This is a genomic window from Sorangium sp. So ce302, from assembly GCF_051530145.1.
Classification (GTDB): Bacteria; Myxococcota_A; Polyangia; order Polyangiales; family Polyangiaceae; genus Sorangium; species Sorangium cellulosum_B.
Genome location: NZ_CP150326.1, coordinates 2285326 through 2303718 on the forward strand (window position 1 = coordinate 2285326; position 18393 = coordinate 2303718).

At 72.8% G+C, this 18393-nt stretch carries 15 protein-coding genes; 12 read left to right on the plus strand and 3 right to left on the minus strand.

The features are described from left to right. Positions 1-35: 35 nt before the first annotated feature. Entirely contained in the window at positions 36-1730 is a 1695-nt protein-coding gene (locus tag WME73_RS08890; RefSeq protein WP_437915411.1) for a hypothetical protein, read from the minus strand. 516 nt (positions 1731-2246) lie between these two features. Here WME73_RS08890 and WME73_RS08895 point away from each other — a divergent pair. Further along, a complete protein-coding gene (locus WME73_RS08895) occupies positions 2247-2444 on the plus strand; it encodes a hypothetical protein (RefSeq protein WP_437745050.1) in 198 nt (65 codons plus the stop codon). Positions 2445-2453: 9 nt separating this feature from the next. Next, on the plus strand, positions 2454-3656 hold the full coding sequence (rlmN, locus tag WME73_RS08900; RefSeq protein WP_437915412.1) for a 23S rRNA (adenine(2503)-C(2))-methyltransferase RlmN: 1203 nt from the start codon (positions 2454-2456) through the stop codon (positions 3654-3656). On the opposite strand, the gene WME73_RS08905 is transcribed toward rlmN, so the two are convergent. Beyond that, on the minus strand, positions 3634-4422 hold the full coding sequence (locus WME73_RS08905) for a DUF5995 family protein (protein ID WP_437915413.1): 789 nt from the start codon (positions 4420-4422) through the stop codon (positions 3634-3636). The genes rlmN and WME73_RS08905 overlap by 23 nt on opposite strands. 681 nt (positions 4423-5103) lie before the next feature. Here WME73_RS08905 and WME73_RS08910 point away from each other — a divergent pair. Together WME73_RS08910 and WME73_RS08915 are read left to right on the plus strand one after the other, a co-directional pair. Then, the gene (locus tag WME73_RS08910) at positions 5104-8565 is read left to right on the plus strand and encodes a nitric oxide synthase oxygenase (protein WP_437915414.1); all 3462 of its coding nucleotides are present in this window, start codon (positions 5104-5106) and stop codon (positions 8563-8565) included. An 893-nt stretch (positions 8566-9458) separates the two neighbouring features. Next, a complete protein-coding gene (locus WME73_RS08915) occupies positions 9459-9626 on the plus strand; it encodes a hypothetical protein (RefSeq protein WP_437915415.1) in 168 nt (55 codons plus the stop codon). 19 nt (positions 9627-9645) lie between these two features. On the opposite strand, the gene WME73_RS08920 is transcribed toward WME73_RS08915, so the two are convergent. After that, a complete protein-coding gene (locus WME73_RS08920) occupies positions 9646-9840 on the minus strand; it encodes a hypothetical protein (RefSeq protein WP_437915416.1) in 195 nt (64 codons plus the stop codon). Positions 9841-10197: 357 nt separating this feature from the next. On the opposite strand from WME73_RS08920, the gene WME73_RS08925 reads away from it, so the two are divergent. From WME73_RS08925 to WME73_RS08960, 8 genes are all read left to right on the plus strand, one after another. Further along, positions 10198-11271 carry a hypothetical protein gene (locus WME73_RS08925; protein WP_437915417.1) on the plus strand — a complete coding sequence of 358 codons (1074 nt, stop codon included), beginning with the start codon at positions 10198-10200 and terminating at the stop codon, positions 11269-11271. 96 nt (positions 11272-11367) lie between these two features. Further along, positions 11368-15015: a protein kinase domain-containing protein gene (locus WME73_RS08930; protein WP_437915418.1), complete on the plus strand. Its 3648-nt coding sequence runs from the start codon at positions 11368-11370 to the stop codon at positions 15013-15015. 528 nt (positions 15016-15543) lie between these two features. Next, on the plus strand, positions 15544-15675 hold the full coding sequence (locus WME73_RS08935; protein ID WP_437534149.1) for a hypothetical protein: 132 nt from the start codon (positions 15544-15546) through the stop codon (positions 15673-15675). 57 nt (positions 15676-15732) lie between these two features. Further along, positions 15733-16401 carry a hypothetical protein gene (locus WME73_RS08940; RefSeq protein WP_437915419.1) on the plus strand — a complete coding sequence of 223 codons (669 nt, stop codon included), beginning with the start codon at positions 15733-15735 and terminating at the stop codon, positions 16399-16401. Further along, on the plus strand, positions 16383-17003 hold the full coding sequence (locus tag WME73_RS08945; RefSeq protein WP_437917370.1) for an RNA polymerase sigma factor: 621 nt from the start codon (positions 16383-16385) through the stop codon (positions 17001-17003). The genes WME73_RS08940 and WME73_RS08945 overlap by 19 nt, the downstream gene beginning before the upstream one ends. A 57-nt stretch (positions 17004-17060) precedes the next feature. Continuing rightward, positions 17061-17651 carry a Uma2 family endonuclease gene (locus tag WME73_RS08950; protein ID WP_437915420.1) on the plus strand — a complete coding sequence of 197 codons (591 nt, stop codon included), beginning with the start codon at positions 17061-17063 and terminating at the stop codon, positions 17649-17651. A gap of 119 nt (positions 17652-17770) precedes the next feature. Continuing rightward, positions 17771-17986, plus strand: a complete 216-nt coding sequence (locus tag WME73_RS08955) for an addiction module protein (RefSeq protein WP_437869885.1) — start codon at positions 17771-17773, stop codon at positions 17984-17986. Beyond that, positions 17983-18276 carry a type II toxin-antitoxin system RelE/ParE family toxin gene (locus WME73_RS08960; protein WP_437915421.1) on the plus strand — a complete coding sequence of 98 codons (294 nt, stop codon included), beginning with the start codon at positions 17983-17985 and terminating at the stop codon, positions 18274-18276. The genes WME73_RS08955 and WME73_RS08960 overlap by 4 nt, the downstream gene beginning before the upstream one ends. Positions 18277-18393 lie beyond the last annotated feature (117 nt).

Below are 18393 nucleotides of genomic sequence, written 5' to 3' on the forward strand. Positions count from 1 at the left end.
GTCGCCCCCCGGCGCGTATCCGAGGTGTCAGCCATTCAGAACCCCAGGGAAAGACCGACCTCCGGGGAGAGGACGGTGGTCACGGCAGGAAAGGTGAGGCTCGCGCGGAGCGCGAGGTTCAGCGAGAGGGCCTCGATCGGCGCATAGGCAACGCCCGCGCCGACCGACGCGAACCCCTGGCCCGCTTGCCGGGTCGCGGTGAGCGTCTGTCGCCGAGCCTCGACTCTGCCGCTCGCTCCCGGCCTCGTGCAAGGGCTCGTCCTGTCGGCAAGGTCGGCCCCGCAAGCGGTCGCGTCCTCGAGGACCTCCACGTCGACCTCGGTGTCGACCTGCGCGACCCCGGCCGCGGCGAGCACGAACGGGCGCGCGCCGAGCTGCTCGAAGGGCCGCGCGCCGAGGAAGTACTGCGCGCGCGCCTCGAGGTGGAGCGGCAGGAACGAGGCGCCGCCCTCCGTCGTGCCGCCGGCCGCGAAGCCGACGCGGCCGCCGACCGTGAGGTTGTCGAGGACCAGCCGATCGTAGGCGATCGCCACCCGCAACGTCGCGAGCGCGAAGCCGAGGTTCACGTCGTTCGCGACGTCCGGCGTCGGCGTGCCGTCGTACCGGGTCCCGTCGCCGCGCAGGCACACGAAATGGTCGCTCCGCTGCGACGCGACGGTGCACACGTCCTGGCCGGAGAGCAGCGCGACGTCGGGTGAAAAGGTGAGGGTGACCCAGCTCCTCCGGACATCCGGCGCAGCCTCCGCGGCGGCTCGCGTGACGCACGCGCCGCCGACACAGGCGAGCCCGCGGTCGCACTGCCGGTCGTCGAGGCACTGCCGCGGGCGCTCCTGCTCCGGGGCCGCGCACTCCGCCGGCGGAGCGTGGCCGGGCCAGCGGGGCGGCGCCGAGCTGATGCTCTCCCTGATCTGCGTGACCAGCGGGGCGTCGCGCGTGCCCGCGCTCGCGAGGATCGCGCCGTCCTCGTCGACGGCCGCGACGTGATAGAGGAGCTTTCCCGTCCTTCCCACCGCGGCGCAGGGCACGTTGATGCCGAACCCCTGGCCCCGCAGCTTCTTCATGACGAGGGAGCGGACCTCGCGCTCCCCGGGCGCCAGGTACCAGACGGTCACCTGCTTCACGCTGGGCAGCAGCTCGGCGGGGACCTCGGCATGGAGCGGGACGGGCGTGCGGACGCGCTGCTCGGGCATCGGCGCGATCTGGAGCTGCGCTTCCGCCGCGCCGGGCGCCGCGGGTGCCCCGGTCGCTCCGGCCGCCGCGGGCGCTCCGCCCGTTCCAGCCGCCGCGGGCGACCCGGTCGCCCCGGCGCCGGTGGCCGCGCGCGCCTGCTCGAACGCGGAGGAGACCTCCGAAGTCGTCAGATCCGGGTCCAGCTTCGCCGAGGGATCGACGCGGAGGGCGTCCGCGAAGGCGCCCCGCGCGTCCTCCAGCCCCTTTCTGCTCTGAGCGAGCACGGTGCCCAGCGCGACCAGCAGCCTCGCCTTGACCGCGGGCGAGCAGCCCGACTCGCCGCAGGCGTCCAGCGCGGCCCGGAGCTTGCGCTCCGCCTGGGCGAACCGCGTCTCGAGGTAGTCGGTCCCCATCGCCTCCTTCAGGGCCGCCTCCGCCTGCGCGTTCCGCGGCGGAGCCTGCGCGGCCGCGGCGCCCGCAGCGAGCCACCCGGCGAGGCTCCCCGCGATCGCGAGGGACGCGCGCGGCGCGCAGGAAACAGGGCCGTGGCGTGCGGACATCGGCGCGCAACGTAGCCCACCGGTGTGTCCGCGAGCGCCAGAAAAGCTTGGGGACGGGAACCCCGCTCACCCGATCCTGGAACACGCCACGCGCAGGAGGGACAAATAATCCACAGGTTGTTCCCAGGTTGTGGAAACCCCGTGGGACCCTGGCAACTCAGTTGCCCGTCCTGCGCTGATCGCGGGGCGGCAGCCCCTCCAAGCCCCGGCGCCAGCCGAAGCCAGCCCGGGCATGGACGCGCCGCCCACACCGATACAACCGATTTTGCTGCGATTTCTGGCGCTCCGTGGCCCGGCGCGCCTCCCAACTTCCGGGCGCTAAACTCCCTCCTTCGGAACCAATCTGCAACCCAAAAATCACGTTCCCGAGCCCGGTTTGACAGTCCACATGCTTGTCCACAGATTGGCCACCTGATGGCCCCAGACGGCGCCCAGGTTTCCTGTCGGATGGGGGGCGCCGGGCGAGTTCTCGCTTGTCTTTCGGGTGGCGATCGACATGCGATTGACAAGCTCGCGATGACCTGGGTGGGGGAGGCAGCGGGCGCCGGGGCTCGGCCGGAGCGCCCGGCGAGCGTCCATCCGGCGGACGCGCGGGCGCCGGGGCTCGGCCGGCCGGAGCGCCCGGCGAGCGGTCCATCCGGCGGCCGTCCGGGTGAGGCGGCCGCGCCGGGCGCGGTGTCGCTGGGCCGCGCGGCGCCGCGGCTGGCGTGCTAGCGGGTGCGCATGCGCGTTCCGGAGATCCCCGAAGAGATGGCGTCGCCCTTGCGCGCCGGCGACCCGCCGGCTCAGGTCGCAGGGCGCCCGCTGATCCGGAGGAGCGCGCGTGTCCCACGTTGGAGCGCGCGGCTCGCCGACCACGACGCGGCTTCGCTGGCGGAGCTGCTCCGCCGGGCCGGCGGCACGGCGTCGGCGGCGCGCGCGGTCTCCGGCAAGGTGGTGCGCCACGCCTTCGGCGCCGAGCCGGGCGCGCCGGTGCCTGCGCCGGCCTGGGACGCGCGCGCGCTCGCCGCCCTGGGCGTGGGGGCCTGGGCGCACGAGGCGTTGCTCGCGCTCGATCCGGCGCCGTCGCTCGAGATCGCCGAGCGGGCGCCGGCGCAGGACGACACGCTCCGGCTCGTCCTGCGCGCGCGTGACGGCGCGCTCATCGAGTCGGTGCTGATCCCGGGGCCCGCCCGCACCACGCTCTGCGTCTCGAGCCAGGTCGGCTGCGCCCGGGCCTGCTCGTTCTGCGAGACGGGGCGGCTCGGGCTCGAGCGCCAGCTCGCCGCCGGCGAGATCGTCGATCAGGTCCGGATCGCCCGGGCGCTCGCGGCCGAGCGCGGCGGCGCGCCCCTCAGGAACCTCGTCTTCATGGGGATGGGTGAGCCGTTCGATAACCTCGGCGAGGTGCTGAAGGCCATCCGGCTGCTCACCGATCCGCGGGCCTTCCGGTTCGCGCCGTCGCACGTCACCGTGAGCACCGTCGGGGTGGCGGACAAGATCGAGCCGTTCTTCCGCGAGGCGCGGGCGGAGCTCGCCGTCAGCCTCAACGCCCCGGACGACGCCCGCAGGCAGGCGATCATGCCCGTGAACGCGCGCTTCTCGATGGCGGCGCTGAAGGAGGCGATCGCGCGGGCGCTGCCGCCGGGGCGGCGCGTGCTCTTCGAGTACGTGCTCTTCGATCGCTTCAACGACGCCCCGGAGGACGCGGATCTGCTCGCGGCGTACGTCGCCGGGCTCCGGTGCAGGGTGAACGTCATCCCCTGCAACCCCGGCCCGGATCCGGCGCTGCGCCCGCCGTCCGCCGCGCGGCTCGACGCCTTCGTGGCGCGGCTGTCCGGCCATGGCGTGACGACGCTCGTGCGACGGCCGCGGGGGCGCGACGTGGGCGGCGCCTGCGGTCAGCTCGCGGGGATGGCCCGCGTCAGGCAGCCAGAGCCAGCGTGAGGGCGGCGCCGCGGGCGAGCGGGGCCCCGACGCGGAGCGCCCCGTGGCCCGCCGCGAACGTACGGGCGATCTTCCCCGAACGCTGGTCCATCCGTGCGAGCACCGCGCGCTTGCCCGTCTCGCCGGTGTGCCCGAGCGTCGCGAGCAAGGAGAGCAGGTCGGTCCATACCCTGTCGCGCCAGCGCCTCAGCAGGAACATCACGACGCTCGAGATGGCGCGCTCCACGTCCGGGCTGAAGGTCGCGATCCGGGCGAGCGGGCAGCGATAACGAGCGCGCAGGATCGCGAAGATCTCCGGCATCGCCGCCGCGAGAATTTCATTCACAAGGTCGTGGTCGTGACGGTAGCGGTCGAGAAGCCGGGCGTCCTGCGCCGCGCCGTGCTGGACGATGTTCCGGTAGAGCCCGAGGGCCAGGTCGTAGTTGATGTGCGCGTTGATGCCGAGCAGCCCGTGCACCGCCGCCGCCGCCCCGCCCGCGCTGGCGCACTGGAACGCGACGTCCCACGCCTCGATGCCCGTCGACCGCCCTTCCAGCGACGCCGCGAGGGCCGTCAGGTAGTACTCGCAGAAGATCCCCGCCAGGCGCGAGATCCACGCCGGCTCGAGGAACCGGCCGTCCGAGCCGCCGACGACCGCCTCGTTCACGCGGCGCGTGATCACGGCGTAGACGTCGGGGAACACGGCCCGCGGGTCGTTCCTCTCGCGCAGCCGCGCGGCGACCGTCTCCAGCGCGATCAGCGCCTCGGAGACGTTCGCCGGCATCATCGTCACGCCCTGCAGGACGGGATGACGCGCGGTGGACACCGCGGGACGGGACGCAGCCAATGACCGCGTCTGCTTGCTCCTCATCGCCAGGGGTTGATCCGAAGTAAGGGTCTTCATGGCTGCGCTGAGCGAGCGAATTCAAGGATCGTGCCCGTATGTCCGGCCCACAGTCGTACACAGCCACAGGATGTACGAGCACACGCAGCGCGGCGCTCGAGCGCGCGATCGGCGCCTGCATGCCCGTTCGCCTGCTCTCCCTTCACGTCGGATTTCCCGCGAATACAGCGGAGAACGCTCGCCCGTCGGTCCGGGGCGAGCGGGCGAGGTCCCGGTGGCGCCGCGCGGCTACCAGCGGCGGGAACGTCGAGCGGCGGACCCGTCAGCGTCGTGGCCCGACGCGGTGAGAGCGCAGGCCGGCGCGCCAAAGTGCCCCATGAGGCAGATTGTGACGCGCAGACGGGTCTCCTCCAGGCAAAACAAGGAATCCCCCGACGCCGTGCACACCTTGGTAATCCGGGTGCGGCGGTGTGTGCTGGGTCGCGCGGGCATTTTCGGGTTTCGGCCGGCCGGGTGATGCGCCGTATCCTGGCGCGGAGCGCTCCGCGCCTGCGCGCAGCCATCGACGCCGCCTGCGGCCGCGAGGGCGGTTGCGCTCCTCCGCGGCTGCCCCTGCCGAGCACCATGAGCTTCCTCAAGATCGTCTGTTCCGAGCCCAGAAACGACCTCGCCTCCTTCCTCCAGTCGCTGCCGATCGAGCCCGCGGGGCCGGCCATCGCGCTCGTGATGGGCACCGCGGATCTCGCCTATCCGCTCGTGGCCGCGCGGACCTTCCTCGCGTCGGCGAGGGAGGTGGGCGCGTCGCACCTCCTCTGGGTGGCGCCGTACTTCCCTCCCTCGAGCCGGGTGGGGCAGCAGATCCGCGACGCTGAGGCGTTCGTGCGCGCCTCCGGCCAGGCGGTGACCACGGTCTGGCACGGACCTCTGCTGAGCGCGCTCAACCACTGGCGCGAGGACATCCGGCTCCGTCGCACGCTGCCGCTGCCGCTGGGCGGCGGCGCGTTGCCCTGGGTGGCGCCCGCGGACGTGGCCCGCAGGGCGATCCGCGCGCTGGAGCAGCCCGCCGCGCCGGCGCCCGTCGTGTGCGGCCCCGCCGCCCCGGGCGCCGAGGTGGCGGCCGCGCTCTCCCGCGGCCTCCGCGCCGGCCTGATGAGCGAGCGCTTCGCCTGGCGCCGGTTCGAGGAGATCGATCGCGACCACGACCGCAAGCTCAGCGAGGATGAGCTCCTGCCGTACCTCACCGGCCTCGGGATGCGGGCCGACGAGGCGAAGGCGCTGCTCCTGGCCGCGGACACGACCGGGGACGGGACCGTCGACTTCGAGGAGTTCACCGCCGGGCTGCGGGGGCGGCTCGACAACCTGGTCCAGCAGCTGCTGCGCGAGGACCCGTTCGAGCTCCGGTACGTGGACACGCCGGCCGATCGGGCCGCGGCGGCGCTCGTCCAGGCGGGCCTGCGGAAGGCGGCGGCCGAGGCGCTGATCGAGGGCTGGGCGAGCCTGGCCAGGGAGGGGATCCCCGCGGACGTCCGCGGGTCCGACGAGGCCTGGCTCGAGCTGCCGCCCGCGAGCGTCGATGCCTGGGCCGAGCGGCACGCGCTCGATTTCGTCAACGTCCACCTCCTGCCCGGGCAGGGGCTGCTCTCCCGGCGCGAGGGGGTCGTCGAGAGCAGCGCCGCGATGGGCGCCCTGGCCGGCAAGGAGGCCGCGATCTCGAAGATCGTCGACGGCGGCGGCCGCATCCTGTCGCTCTCCCGCGCGCTCGACGGGAGCGGCGTCTCGGCGCGGTGGCTCGACGCGCCCATGGAGAGCCTCCGGTGGGTGCCGTGCGGGGATCGCGACAAGCGACGCGCGCTGCTCCTGTCGAGCGGGCAGCTCACGGGGCTGCACATCGAGGGGGAATGGAACGACCTCCCCTCGGCGATGCGGCTGCTCATGGCGCGCGGCCCGCTGCCCGGCTGGCAGCTCACGACGTTCCGGGAGCTCGGCGAGCTGAAGATCGATCAACCCGCGGCGCTGTTCGAGCCGAACGAGGTCGTATGCAACTGCGCCGGGGTCAAGCGCGGGCAGATCACGAGCCTCATCGAGGCCGGGTGCGCGACGCCCGCCGAGCTGTCGGAGCGGACGCGGGCGGGCCAGATCTGCGGCGGCTGCGCCCCGGCGGTCGCCGAGATGTTCGGCGGATCGAGCCTCCAGCAGGCCGAGGTGAAGGCCGCGCGGGAGCTCTCCCCCGGGATCTTCCAGATCACGCTCTCGCCGGTCGGCGGCGCGCCGGCGGCGTCGGTGCCCGGGCAGCACGTCCTCGTGCAGGGCTACCTCGATCGGCGCTGGGTGGCGCGCGCGTACACGCTCTCGGCGCCGGCGCGCGCCGGCGGCGACTACGAGATCACGGTGAAGCGCGAGGAGCTCGGGGTGTTCTCGCGGTGGCTGTGCGAGCGCGCCGCGGCCTCGCTGCTGCGCGCGTCGGCGCCGAAGGGCAGCTTCGTCCTTCCGGCGCCGCCCGTGGAGCGGGTGGTGTTCCTCGCGGGCGGGATCGGCGTCACGCCGGCGATGGCGATGCTGCGGGCGCTCGACGGCAGGGCCGGCCGCCCCGACGCGCGGGCCTTCCTCCTCGACTGGTCGGCGTCGCGCGCCGCGGATTTCGCCTATTTCGAGGAGGATCTGCGGGCGATCGCCGGCCGTACGCCCGGCGTCGCGCTCCGCTTGCGCGCGACGAAGGCGGAGGGACGGCTGTCCAGGGAGCAGGTGGCCGAGCTGTATCCTTACCGGCCGGGGTCGCAGGCGCTCGTGTGTGGTCCCGATGCCTTCATGCGCGACGCGCAGGAGCACCTGCGCGCGGTGGGCTGGCCGCCGGACGCCATCCAGCGGGAGCTGTTCAGCTCGAACGTCGACACCGCCGGCGAGGTCCGCCCGACGCCGCTCCGGCGCGCCGGCGTGGCGCGGGCGGTCGGCGGGGTGTGTCCGGTCGAGCACGGGTCGTTTCACGTGACCCCCACCGCGCCCGAGGCGGTGCCGACCGAGGCCGAGGCGTTCCTGCGCCAGTGCTACGCGGAGCTCGGGGTGCCCTCGGCGGTGGAAGAGCGCTGGCAGGAGGTGCGGGCGAGCCTGGAGAAGCACGGGACGTACACGCACCTGCCCGACGAGCTCGCCTATGGCGCCCGGCTCGCGTGGCGCAACAGCTCGCGCTGCATCGGGCGCTTCTTCTGGTCGACGCTCCACGTGCGCGATCTGCGCCACCTGAAGACGGAGGAGGAGATCTTCCAGGCGCTGGTGGAGCACCTCGATCTGGCGACGAACGGGGGCGACATCCGGGCGACCATGACGGTGTTCAGGCCGGGTGAGCCGCGGATCCGCATCTGGAACGGCCAGCTGGTCCGCTATGCGGGCTACCGGCTCCCGGAGGGCGGCGTCCTCGGCGATCCGGGGAACGTGGAGCTGACGGACCAGGCGCTCGCGCTGGGCTGGCCGGGCGGGGAGCGGACGCGCTTCGATCTGCTGCCGCTGATCATCCAGATCGGCGACGGCCGGCCGAGGTGGTTCGAGCTGCCGCGGGAGAAGGTGCTCGAGGTGCCGATCGAGCACCCGCGGTATGCGTGGTTCGCCGAGCTCGGGTTGAAGTGGCACGCGCTGCCGGCGGTCTCCAACCTGGCCCTCGATCTCGGCGGGATCCAGTACACGGCGGCGCCGTTCAACGGCTTTTACATGGGCACCGAGATCGGCGCGCGCAACCTGAGCGACGTGACGCGGTACGACCAGCTGCCGCTCATCGCGGATCGCCTCGGGCTGGACCGGACGCGCAGCGACACGCTGTGGCAGGACGCCGCGCTGGTCGAGCTGAACGTCGCGGTGCTGCACTCGTTCCGGCAGGCCAAGGTGCGGATGATGGACCACCACACGCTCTCGGAGTACTTCAAGAAGTTCGAGCAGCAGGAGCGGCAGTGCGAGCGCCCGGTATATGCGGACTGGACGTGGATCGTCCCGCCGATGTCGGCGTCGACCATGGCGGTGTTCCACACCAACATGGAGAACAAGATCCTGAAGCCGAACTACCTGTATCAGGACGATCCGTGGAAGGAGCGGAAGGGGTAGCGGCGAAGGCGCATCCACGAGCGGACGTCGGAACCTGGTCTGGTACCCGCCGTACGTCGTGGCCGTCGAGGAAGGGCGGATCCCGGCGGGGGCCCCGCTTCCTCGTCGCTGAGGGAGCCCGCCTCGCCAAGGGCGCCTTGCGCGGTCGCGGCGCGCGTCAGCGGCCGCGGGAGCAGCGGAGCCGGCCGTTGTCGTTCTCGATGTCTCCTCTGCACCTCCTCCAGTCCACCATCCGTGTATTGTGGAAGTTGCCCCTCCGATCCTCGCAGCGGGCGAACAGCGTGCCTCGCTCCGTCCGGACGTTCCTGCACGTCTGGAGCTAGGAGCCGCGTGGCGGACGACCCCTGTCCTGGGCTTGCGCCACATCGCTGCTGGACAGCACGGCGGACAGCGAGAGCGCGCCGAGCATACTCTTCATGGTTCCCCCCTTGGCAATCGCCCCGCAGAGCGATGCAGTTGAGGATTGTCTAGGGCGCGCGCTCCGGAGGCGCAGCCCTGCTGGAACTGGGGCCTCGAGACTGAGCCAGAGCGTTCGAGCCGCAGAGGCATCGCGGTTGCAGAGGGGAGTGGAGAGCCGGAGCGCTGGTCTTTCTGTTCTCTCGAAGCGCTGATTCTCTATGTCGCCATGGATCGAGCTCTCTGCGTCTTCCAGGAATGTCGGCCTGCTCCTGCTCTGGCATGCGGGCGGCGCACGCTGATGGCGCGTCCAGTGCGCTGGGATGTGATATGCGAAGATGGATAGACGGGGCAGGGAATGAAGACATCGCGTAGATCCTGGTCGGAGCCTGGCCTTTGCGCGCAGCTCATCGCGCTCATGGACACGGTGTTCCCCGGCCTGGCGCAGGTCATCGATCGAGGGCGCGCGCTCGGCGCCGCCGGCGCCGGTGCGGCGCGTGGAGCTCTTCGCCTGCCCGGACGCGCTCGGCATGGCAGGGACGGCGGAGCCGCACGTCTTCGTGGACGGTGACGACGTCATCGGTGGCGCGGGCGCGTCGCGGCTCCTGGTGCGAGGGGCCTTTCCGGAAGGGCCGCTGATGCTGCCGCGGCCGTTCCGGTGCTGAGGAGCGCCGGCCGCGGCGCTCAGCGCAGGGCCTGCTGTGCGCTGGACGCCGCGAGCGGCTGACCGAGCCACCGCTCCAAGGTCGCGAGGTCGGCGCACGCCTCGATGCGCGCCTCGTCCTCCGAGGCGAGCGGGATCTGCCAGTGTGCCAGCGCGCGGCGAAGGGCTGCGCGTGCCTCGTCGAGGCGACCCTCGTCGACCAGCCGCTGCTTCATCCGAGGATTGGCCGCGAGCAGGACCTCGAGGAACCGTCGCTGCCGCGCGTCGATCTCCGGGTCGTCGGCTCCGGGGCGTCGGTCCTCGTGAACCTACACAGGAGCTCCTCATGGATATTCGTCGACATGGGCAGATACTTTAGCATGCCAGCACCCATTCAAGCGGCCGGCGTCGTGATACCCAGCGGGCGAGCTCGTCGAGCGGCTGCCCGCTCGAAGCACGATGAAATGTGCAATTCTCGAAACAACCGAGCTGTTCCGTGAAGCGCCTGTTAGGCACGTCGCAGTCGGTATCTCGCCATCAATGCTTCGCAGAGCCGTTGAGATCATGTTATGCAGGTGGGTGTGAGAACCTTATTGACGATTGCGATTTGGGTCACGTCGGCTGCCGTCGGCTTGAGCAGCGCCGGTTGCGGAGACGAACACGCATCTGCGTCAGGAAGCCAATCCGGCGGCGGCGGAGGGGGGGGCGGCAACGCCCTCGGCAACGACGGCTTCGACAGCGACGGCCCCGGCAGCGACGGCCTCGGCTGCGGGGGCCGCGGCGGCGCGGCGGCGTCGTCCGCATCATCGAGCAGCGCAGCGGCGTCCAGCTCGGCCGGCGCCGGGGGAGGGGAAGAGGGACAGCGCGACAGGTTCGGGATAGCGATGCTGCGGCCCACGCTGCCTTCGGGCAAAGCGTGGTTCTCGACCTGGGACAACGGCGTCGCGCGCACCTTTTCGGGGATCGACCCGCGCGATGCCTGGTTCGACGCCAACCACGGCGATGCGTCCTATCGCACCGACGGCCGGGGCATTCTCAAGATCAGCGGCAGCGTCCCGCGGATGTACGTGCACGACCCCGCGCTCGCCGACCAATGGCGCGACGTCGAGGTGACGATGTATTTCCAGCGGGTGGCCGACGACGGGACAGCCTGGGGCGGCCTCGTCAGCGTGGCGCGCACCAATCACGGCACGATCGGCGACGAGGACGTCAACAAATGCGACACGCGCGGGATCGCCGCCCGCATGCGCTACGACGGCAAGATCGATTTCGAGAAGGAGACGAATCACCCCGCCTCCGCGGCCATCCTCAGCAAGAGGTACTGGGACGGTGGCATGCCGAAGAATGTATGGATCGGGTACAAGCACCTCGTCTACGACCTGCCGAGCGGCGATGTGAAGCAGGAGCTCTGGATCGACAAGACCGACGGCGTGCGCGGAGGCACCTGGGTGAAGATCCACGAGCACGTCGACAAGGGGACCGACTTCGGCGTGGGCCGCCAGCCCTGTAAGCCGGGCATCGATCCCGCAATGAAGCTCACGCGGGCGCGGACCCGAGCGGGGTCGGAGACCGGCAAGCCCAACATCAGCGTCTATTTCCGGAGCGACGGGGTTGGCACCAACGGGCTCCTGTACAAGAAGGGCAGCGTCCGCGAGATCGTGCCCTGACGGCGCCCGCGCAGGAACGCACGAGCGGACGAGGGAGAGCGCGAGCGACCAGTTCCTGCGGGAGCGCCGGGGTGGCTAGGATATGCTCGGCGGCGGATGACCAGTTCGTCGCCGAATCCCTCCGGAGCCCCGCTCGGGCAGGGCGCCCGCCTCGGTCCCTTCCGGCTCGTCCGGCAGCTCGGTAGCGGCGGGTTCGCGCCGGTCTGGCTCGCCGAGGAGATCTACGAAGGCAGGAAGCTCCGCGACGTCGCCATCAAGCTCTTCTTCGTGCCTGAGCAGCTCGCGGGCTCCCCCGACGCGACCGCCGCGTGGCGAGACACGATTCTCGACGAGGCGCAGGCGCTCTGCCGGGTCGAGCACCCGAACGTCGTGCGGTTTTATTCGTTCCAGCGCGACGACGCCCTCGGCGTGGTCGGCCTCGTGATGGAGTATGTGGCCGGCACGAGCCTCGATGAGCTCTCTCGCGAGGCAGGCCGCCTCCCCGAGCGCGTCGTCCTCGAAGCGGCGTCCGCCGTCGCCTGGGCGCTCTCCGCGGTGCACACCGCCGGGCTCGTCCATCGGGACGTCAAGCCCGCCAACGTCGTCCGCGGGTCGGGCGTCTACAAGCTGATCGATTTCGGGATCTCCGGGGGAAACGCGCGGAGCTGGGTCGAGCGGGGGCTCGCCGCCCCCACCGGGCCGCCGCCCACCGTGGCGGTCGACGGTTACTCCGGCACGGTGCTGGCCGAGGAGCCGGCGGGCGCGACCATGACCTTGAGCGTGCCCGCGGTCGCCGGGGGCGTCCGGGAGCTGGGCTCCGTGCTCGCGGGCACGCCCGGCTACATCGCTCCAGAGTGTGCCGTCGGCCAGTCCGCCACGCCCGCCAGCGATCTCTACGCGCTCGGCGTCCTGATCTTCCGCCTGAGGACCGGCAGCCTCCCCGCCGAGATCGAGCAGCGCAGCGGGGAGCCCGCGCACTGGCTCCTCGTGCCGCGGCGACCGGCTCCCCCGCTCGAGGCGCTCGTGCCCGACCCGACGACGGCGACCGGCCTCCTCTCTCGCCTCACGGCAACGCTGGTCGCTCTGGATCCTCAGAGCCGCCCCCGGCACGCCGATCAGGTCGCGCGCGAGCTCGATCGCATCCTCGCCGCGCTCGATCCCGAGCTCGCCCCGCCAGGGAGCAAGGAAGGGTCGCAGCCGCCGGTTCGCGGGTCCGACCGTCCCGCGCGGCCGCCGCCCGAGGACCGTCCCGCGCGGCCGCCGCCCGAGGACCGCCCCGCGCGTCCGCCGCCCGACGGCCGGCCGCCGCTTCTCGGGCGGCGAGCCGAGCTCGACGCGATCGCGCGCGCTGCGCAGGCCGCGCAGGAGGGCCGCGTGCGCGGGATCGTGGTGGGCGGCCACCAGGGGATCGGGCGCAGCCGGCTCCTCGACGCCGCGGTCGAGCGCACCGGATGGGACCTGCGCCACGTCGTCCGGCTCCGGTGCCTGCCCGAGCGGCGGAGCCCGTTCTATCCGCTGCGCCGCGCCGCCGAGGAGCTCGGCGAGAGCGACCTCCCCGAGCTCCGCGCGCTCCCCGCGGCGCTGGAGCGGGCGCTGTCTCCGGCGCTGCTCCCCTCCGCGGACGAGGTCGCGCACACGGTCGAGGCCATCGAGGACGCGCTGCTGCGGGCGAGCGCCCGCGACCCGCTGCTGCTCCTCGTCGACGATCTGCAGTGGGCCGACGCGGCGACGCTGGAGCTGATCAAGCTGCTCCTGCGGCGCGCCGCCGCGGAGGCGCAGGGCCGGCTGCTCGTGATGGCGGCGGCGCGCAACGAGCCGAGCCGGCCGGCGCCCCTGCGCGCCCTGCTGGGCGAGGTGCGGGCGCGGGTGTGTCCCGGGGTGACCTACCTCGGCCTCGCGCCGCTCGACCCTGAAGCCGCCGCCGAGCTCGCGCAGGCGGTGGGCCGCGGCCTGCATCCAGAGGCCACGCAGGGCGGGGCCGCGGCGCTCGCCGCCCCGCTCGCGCCCGCGCTGGAGCGGGCCGTGGTCGCGACGTCCGGAGGCGTGCCCTTCTACATCGTGCACGCGCTCATGGCGTGGCACGAGGGCGGCGCCCTGGCGCTCCGCGACGGGACCCTCTGCGCCGCGGACGACCGGGCCCTGCGGGGGGAGGTCCCCGGCGTGGCCGATCTGCTCGAGGCGCGGGTGGCCTCGTTCGCCGCCGACAGCGCCGCCGAGCGCAGCGCCCTGCGGACCCTCGCCGCGGTGGCGCTCTGCGGCGGCGGGCTCGGCGTCGACGTGCTCCTGCGCGTCGTGGGGGACGACGAGCGCGCCGAGGCGGCGCTCGAGGCGCTCGGCGGGTCGGGCGTGCTGACGGCCTCCGGCGACGCGCAGGAGTACAGCTTCCCGCAGGAGATGCTGCGGCAGGCGGCGCTCCACCTGACGCAGCGGCGGCCGTGGTTCCAGCGGCTGCACCGGGCGCTGCTCGACGCGCTCGCGGAGGGCGCGCAGGGGCGCGTGGACGCGGGGCTGCTCGGCGCGGGCTACGAGCGGCTCGGCGCGGTGGCCGAGGCGCGCCGCTGGCTCGGCCGCGCGATGGCCGAGGCGGCCGCCGCGGGGCTCTTCGAGGAGGCGGCGGCGTTCGCGGATCGGCTGGCCGCGCTCGCGGCGGATCCCGAGGCGCGCGCCGGCCTCGAGATCGACGCGGTCCGGGCGCTCATCCAGGGGCGGAAGCTCGAGGAGGCGAGCCGGCGGCTCGCGCGCCTCTCGGAGCACGCCGTCGTGGCGCGCGGCGGACCGCTCGACGTGCGCCGGCGCATCCATCGGCTCGAGGTGGCGCGCGGGCTCAGCGAGGCGGGGGCCGATGATCCGGGGCTGCTCGCCGACGCGGACGCGCTCGGCGATGCCGCGCTCCGCTGCGAGGCGCGGATGGCGCTCGCGGGGGTCGCCGCCGGGGATCGCGCGATGGAGCTCGCGGGTGAGGCGGTGGAGCTCGCGGCGGGCGCGGGCCCCGCGGCCGAGCTCGCGGCCCGCGTGCTCCGGTGCGAGCTGAACTACGCGCAGAACCGCCGCGATCACGAGCTGCTGGAGCGCGATCTCCAGCGCGCGCTCGCCATCGCGGCGCCGCTGGCCTCGGCGTGGCACAGGGTCCATATCGGGGGCGATCTCGCGGTGCTCGAGGCCGAGCTCGGGCGGACCGGCGTGGCGATCGACCGGCTGCGCAGGCTCGTCGCCGAGGCCGAGCAGCAGGGGATGCGGGGCCAGCTCCGGCTGCTCCTGCAGAACCTCTCGGCCTTCCTGATGCGCGAGGGGCGCGCCGCCGAGGCGGCGGAGGTCGCGCGGCGGACCGCGGAGCTCGCGGCGCAGGACGGGGACCCCGCGCTCCGCGCGGCGGCGCTCTCGCTCCTGGCGGCGGCGCTCACGCGGGCGGGCCGGCCCGCCGCCGCGCTGGAGAGCGCGGATCAGGCCGAGCAGCTCCAGCGGGCGCGGGGGGACCGATACCACGCGCTGACGCTGCTCCGGCGCGCCGAGATTCACTGGGAGCTGGAGCGGGTGGGGGAGGCCCTCGAGGACGCGGTGGAGGCCCGGCGCGTGGCCGAGGAGCACGGCGACGACAGCATCGCCGCCGGCGCGCGCCTCTGGGCGGCGCTGCGCCGCGCGCAGCTCGTCAAGAGCGAGGCGGAGCGCCGGCGGCTCGTCGGGGAGGTGCGCGCGTCGAGCCCGCGCGTCATCGGCCTCCTGCGGGGGCTCCTGCCCGAGATGGCGGCGTGGCTCGACGAGGGATGATCACTTCGCCGGCTTGGGCGCCATGGCCGGCTCGAGAGGGCGTGTGACGACGCAAAGGCGGACGAGAAAGCGCCGGAGCGCGAGCACACCAGGGCCGGCGGAGCGCGATGGGCAACAGCCCGCGTGCGCATGCATTCCTCCACACGTTCACCCTCGTGGCGCGACGGGTACCAAGCGGGCCAGCGGCCCGGGGGCGGCCCGCCAGAGCGAGGCGAGGAGGGGTCGACGGCCAGCTCCTGTCGCTGTCGCGGCGGCGCTCGCCGCGTGACGCGCCGATGCCACTTACGGATGCCACGGATCTTCTCTCACGAAATCGACACCCACCGGCCGGAAGCCCTGGTAGCCTCCCGCGCGCTGCTCGTCCTGCAGCGAGGTCGAGGCGCTCGTGCGGCGAGGGCGGCGCTCGGGCGCGACTTTCCTCTTGACCCTGCACGGGCTCATCGCGCGCGCACGCGCGTGCCACAGGTCGACTCGCCGGGCCAAGAAAGCGGACGACGTCCACGAGCCGGCGCTGGTAGCCTTCCGGCCATGCCGATCGAACCGCCCGACCCGCTGAACCTCGCCCGCTTCTTCCAGCACTTCCTCGTCTTCATCGGCCTCGGGACCGCCGTGCTCCCCCGAGCCCTCCAGCGACCGCGCCGGCGCCACCGGAAGCCGTAGGAGGCGCGAGCTCGCCCCGGACACCTCCCGTGCTCCTGCACCGGAGGAGCGCTGTTTTTGGCCCGAAACGAAGCCCCGCGTACCGTCGGCGGGGTGATCCCCTCGCTGTACGGGCTCGCCGTCCTGTCGGCGGCCCTGGCCTTGGTCGTCGCGCGGTATCGCCCCGAGCACCGCCCCATCGCATGGCTCCTCGGGTACGGGGTTGTCTCCGACGTCGTGCGCCGGGTCATCCGGCTCTACGTCTTGCAGCCGGCGCGGGCCGAGCTCGGGGGAGCCCCATTCACGGGTTGGGTTCGCGTCGCCGGGCACGTCGAGAGCGCCTTGTTCGTCGGCTGGATGGCCGGGGTGGCGGCGCTCGCAGTGTGGATCTTCAGCCGGCGGCGCCCGTGGGGTGTGCTCGCGGTGTACGTCGTGGCGGTCGCGGGACTCGCTGCCGGATACCCCACCTTCCGAGGTGAGCTCCTCGGCAAGGCCTACCTCGCCTTGCAGCTCGCGGCGCTTTGCACGTCCGTCGGCTGTCTGCTGCTGTGGTTCGCCGGGAGGGAGCGGGCGAAGGTTCACCACGTCGCGACAGGCCTGATCATCATCACCGAGCTGTCGATGCTCGCGGGCCCCTACCGCTTCGGCGTCTTCACTGCTTGGGATCTCGCGCAGTCGATGCTGATCGCGCTGTACGTCACAATCGTTCCTGTTCAGGGGGTAGCGGTATGGCGACGGACGCAGTAGCGTTTACCCTCGCTCAGCTCGTCGTTTTCCTTCTCGCAATCGTCGTTCACAACCGGCGCTTTGCACCAAGGCGCATCACGTCTGCCGAGCTCGTCGCGCAAGCAGGCGTCGTCAGCGCTCTCGTCGCGCGCTACCTCCGAGGTCGCCGGGCGACGCGCGAGGACGTCAAAGACCTCGCGCAGGACGTGCTCCTCGCCGCGTGGGAGGCCAGCGAAGAGGACCGCTACCGCCCCGACCCGGACGTGCAGCCCGCAGTAGCGCTTCGTGTCTGGATACGGGCGCTGGCCTATCACCGCGTCCGCCATCACCTCGAAAGTGCCCGGGTGCAACGCGAGGAGATCGTCGCGACCCCACCGAGCGCCGAGCACGAGGCGCCGACTCCTGATCAGGCCCTCGAGCGCGAGGAGCGGCGCCTCGCCTTCCTCGAGGCGCTGCACCAGCTACCCGTGCACGAGGGCGACGTGATCATTGCCCACGACATCTTCGAGATGTCGATCGAGGACGTGGCCGAGCAGCAAGACGCGCCGGTCAGCACGGCTTACAGGTGGCGCTCCCGCGGGATCGATGCACTGATCAGGGCGCTGCGGCCGCGGCGAGGGTGAGCGACGGGCGGACCTGAACGCCTTGCCCCGCCGCCCGCCCACGGGCAGGCTTCCGTCATGGGTCAGCCCGCCGAGAAGCAGCGCCGCGCCACGTACGCCGACCTCGAGGCCGTCCCGCCGCACAAGGTGGCGGAGCTCATCGGGGGCGTGCTCCACGTCATGCCCCGGCCGGCGCCGCGACATGCGAACGCCGCGTCGTCGCTGGGGGCCGACCTGCACGGCGCCTTCCAGCGCGGGCGAGGGGGCCCCGGCGGCTGGTGGATCCTGGACGAGCCCGAGCTGCACTTCCCCGACCCGCGCGCGCCTGGTGAGATCGACGCGCTCGTGCCGGACATCGCCGGCTGGCGCCGCGAGCGCATGCCCGACCTGCCCGAGACGGCGTACTTCGCGCTCGCCCCGGGCTGGATCTGCGAGGTCCTGAGCGCCTCCACCGAGGACGTCGACCGCGACGAGAAGATGCCGATCTACGCGCGCGAGGGCGTGCGGCACGCGTGGCTGGTCGACCCCATCCAGCGGACGCTGGAGGTGTACGTGCTCGGCGCGGATCGCCGCTGGGGGCCCGCGGTCGTCCACCGCGACGCCGCCCGCGTTCGCGTCGCGCCATTCGACGCCGTCGAGCTCGATCTCTCGGTGCTCTGGGCGAGCTAAGGGATCCCCTTGTCCGTCACGGAGCCGGGAATCCATCGCCCGGCGGATGGTTGATGCGGCCTGATACCGCAGGCTCGCGTGCGCTGGCGTTGCCGGCCCTTCGGGTGCAGGATACGCCCATGGGCAAGCCCGCGCTCGATCTCTCCAAGCTCACCGCAGACGAGAAGCTGGATCTGATCGATGACCTCTGGCGAAGCCTTTCTTCGGACGACCTGCCTCTGAGCTCCGAGCTCCGCGCTGAGCTTGACCGCCGCCTTGATCGCCTCGATCTCGAAGGCCCCGTCGGTGTCCCGTGGGAGGACGTCCGTGCCGAGATGACCACCGACGAGCCGTGAGCCGCGTTGTCTTCCTCGCCGAAGCTCGCGCCGAAGCCATCGAGACCTTCCGCTGGTACGAGGAGCAGCGGTCTGGGCTTGGCGCCGTCTTCCGGCGAGAGCTGGACGACGCCATCCAACGCATTCGGAGCGCACCGCTCGCGTACCCGCCGCTGTACCGAGACGTCCGGCGCGTGCTCGTCGAGCGTTTCCCGTACGCGGTCTTTTACCGGATCCTGCCCGCTGCCATCGTGGTTGTTGGAGTGATTCACGGCCGCCGACATCCTCGCGAGTGGAAGCGCCGAGCGTGAGCGAATTCCGGAATGGCAACCACCCATCCGATGAAATAGCGTTCTGTGCTCCACGAGGCGCGCTCTGGAGGGGGTCGCGCGGTGGTTCGTCGCGCGGGAAGGCGCGGGGGCGGGCGC

Bases quoted from the DNA above. Each gene is read 5' to 3' on its own strand.
- WME73_RS08945 (WP_437917370.1), top strand. From the start codon at position 16,383: ATGGCGACGGACGCAGTAGCGTTTACCCTCGCTCAGCTCGTCGTTTTC.
- WME73_RS08895 (WP_437745050.1), top strand. From the start codon at position 2,247: ATGACCTGGGTGGGGGAGGCAGCGGGCGCCGGGGCTCGGCCGGAGCGC.
- WME73_RS08890 (WP_437915411.1), bottom strand. From the start codon at position 1,730: ATGTCCGCACGCCACGGCCCTGTTTCCTGCGCGCCGCGCGCGTCCCTC.
- WME73_RS08930 (WP_437915418.1), top strand. From the start codon at position 11,368: ATGACCAGTTCGTCGCCGAATCCCTCCGGAGCCCCGCTCGGGCAGGGC.
- WME73_RS08950 (WP_437915420.1), top strand. From the start codon at position 17,061: ATGGGTCAGCCCGCCGAGAAGCAGCGCCGCGCCACGTACGCCGACCTC.
- WME73_RS08910 (WP_437915414.1), top strand. From the start codon at position 5,104: ATGAGCTTCCTCAAGATCGTCTGTTCCGAGCCCAGAAACGACCTCGCC.
- WME73_RS08905 (WP_437915413.1), bottom strand. From the start codon at position 4,422: ATGATGCCGGCGAACGTCTCCGAGGCGCTGATCGCGCTGGAGACGGTC.
- rlmN (WP_437915412.1), top strand. From the start codon at position 2,454: ATGCGCGTTCCGGAGATCCCCGAAGAGATGGCGTCGCCCTTGCGCGCC.
- WME73_RS08935 (WP_437534149.1), top strand. From the start codon at position 15,544: ATGCCGATCGAACCGCCCGACCCGCTGAACCTCGCCCGCTTCTTCCAG.
- WME73_RS08955 (WP_437869885.1), top strand. From the start codon at position 17,771: ATGGGCAAGCCCGCGCTCGATCTCTCCAAGCTCACCGCAGACGAGAAG.
- WME73_RS08920 (WP_437915416.1), bottom strand. From the start codon at position 9,840: ATGAAGCAGCGGCTGGTCGACGAGGGTCGCCTCGACGAGGCACGCGCA.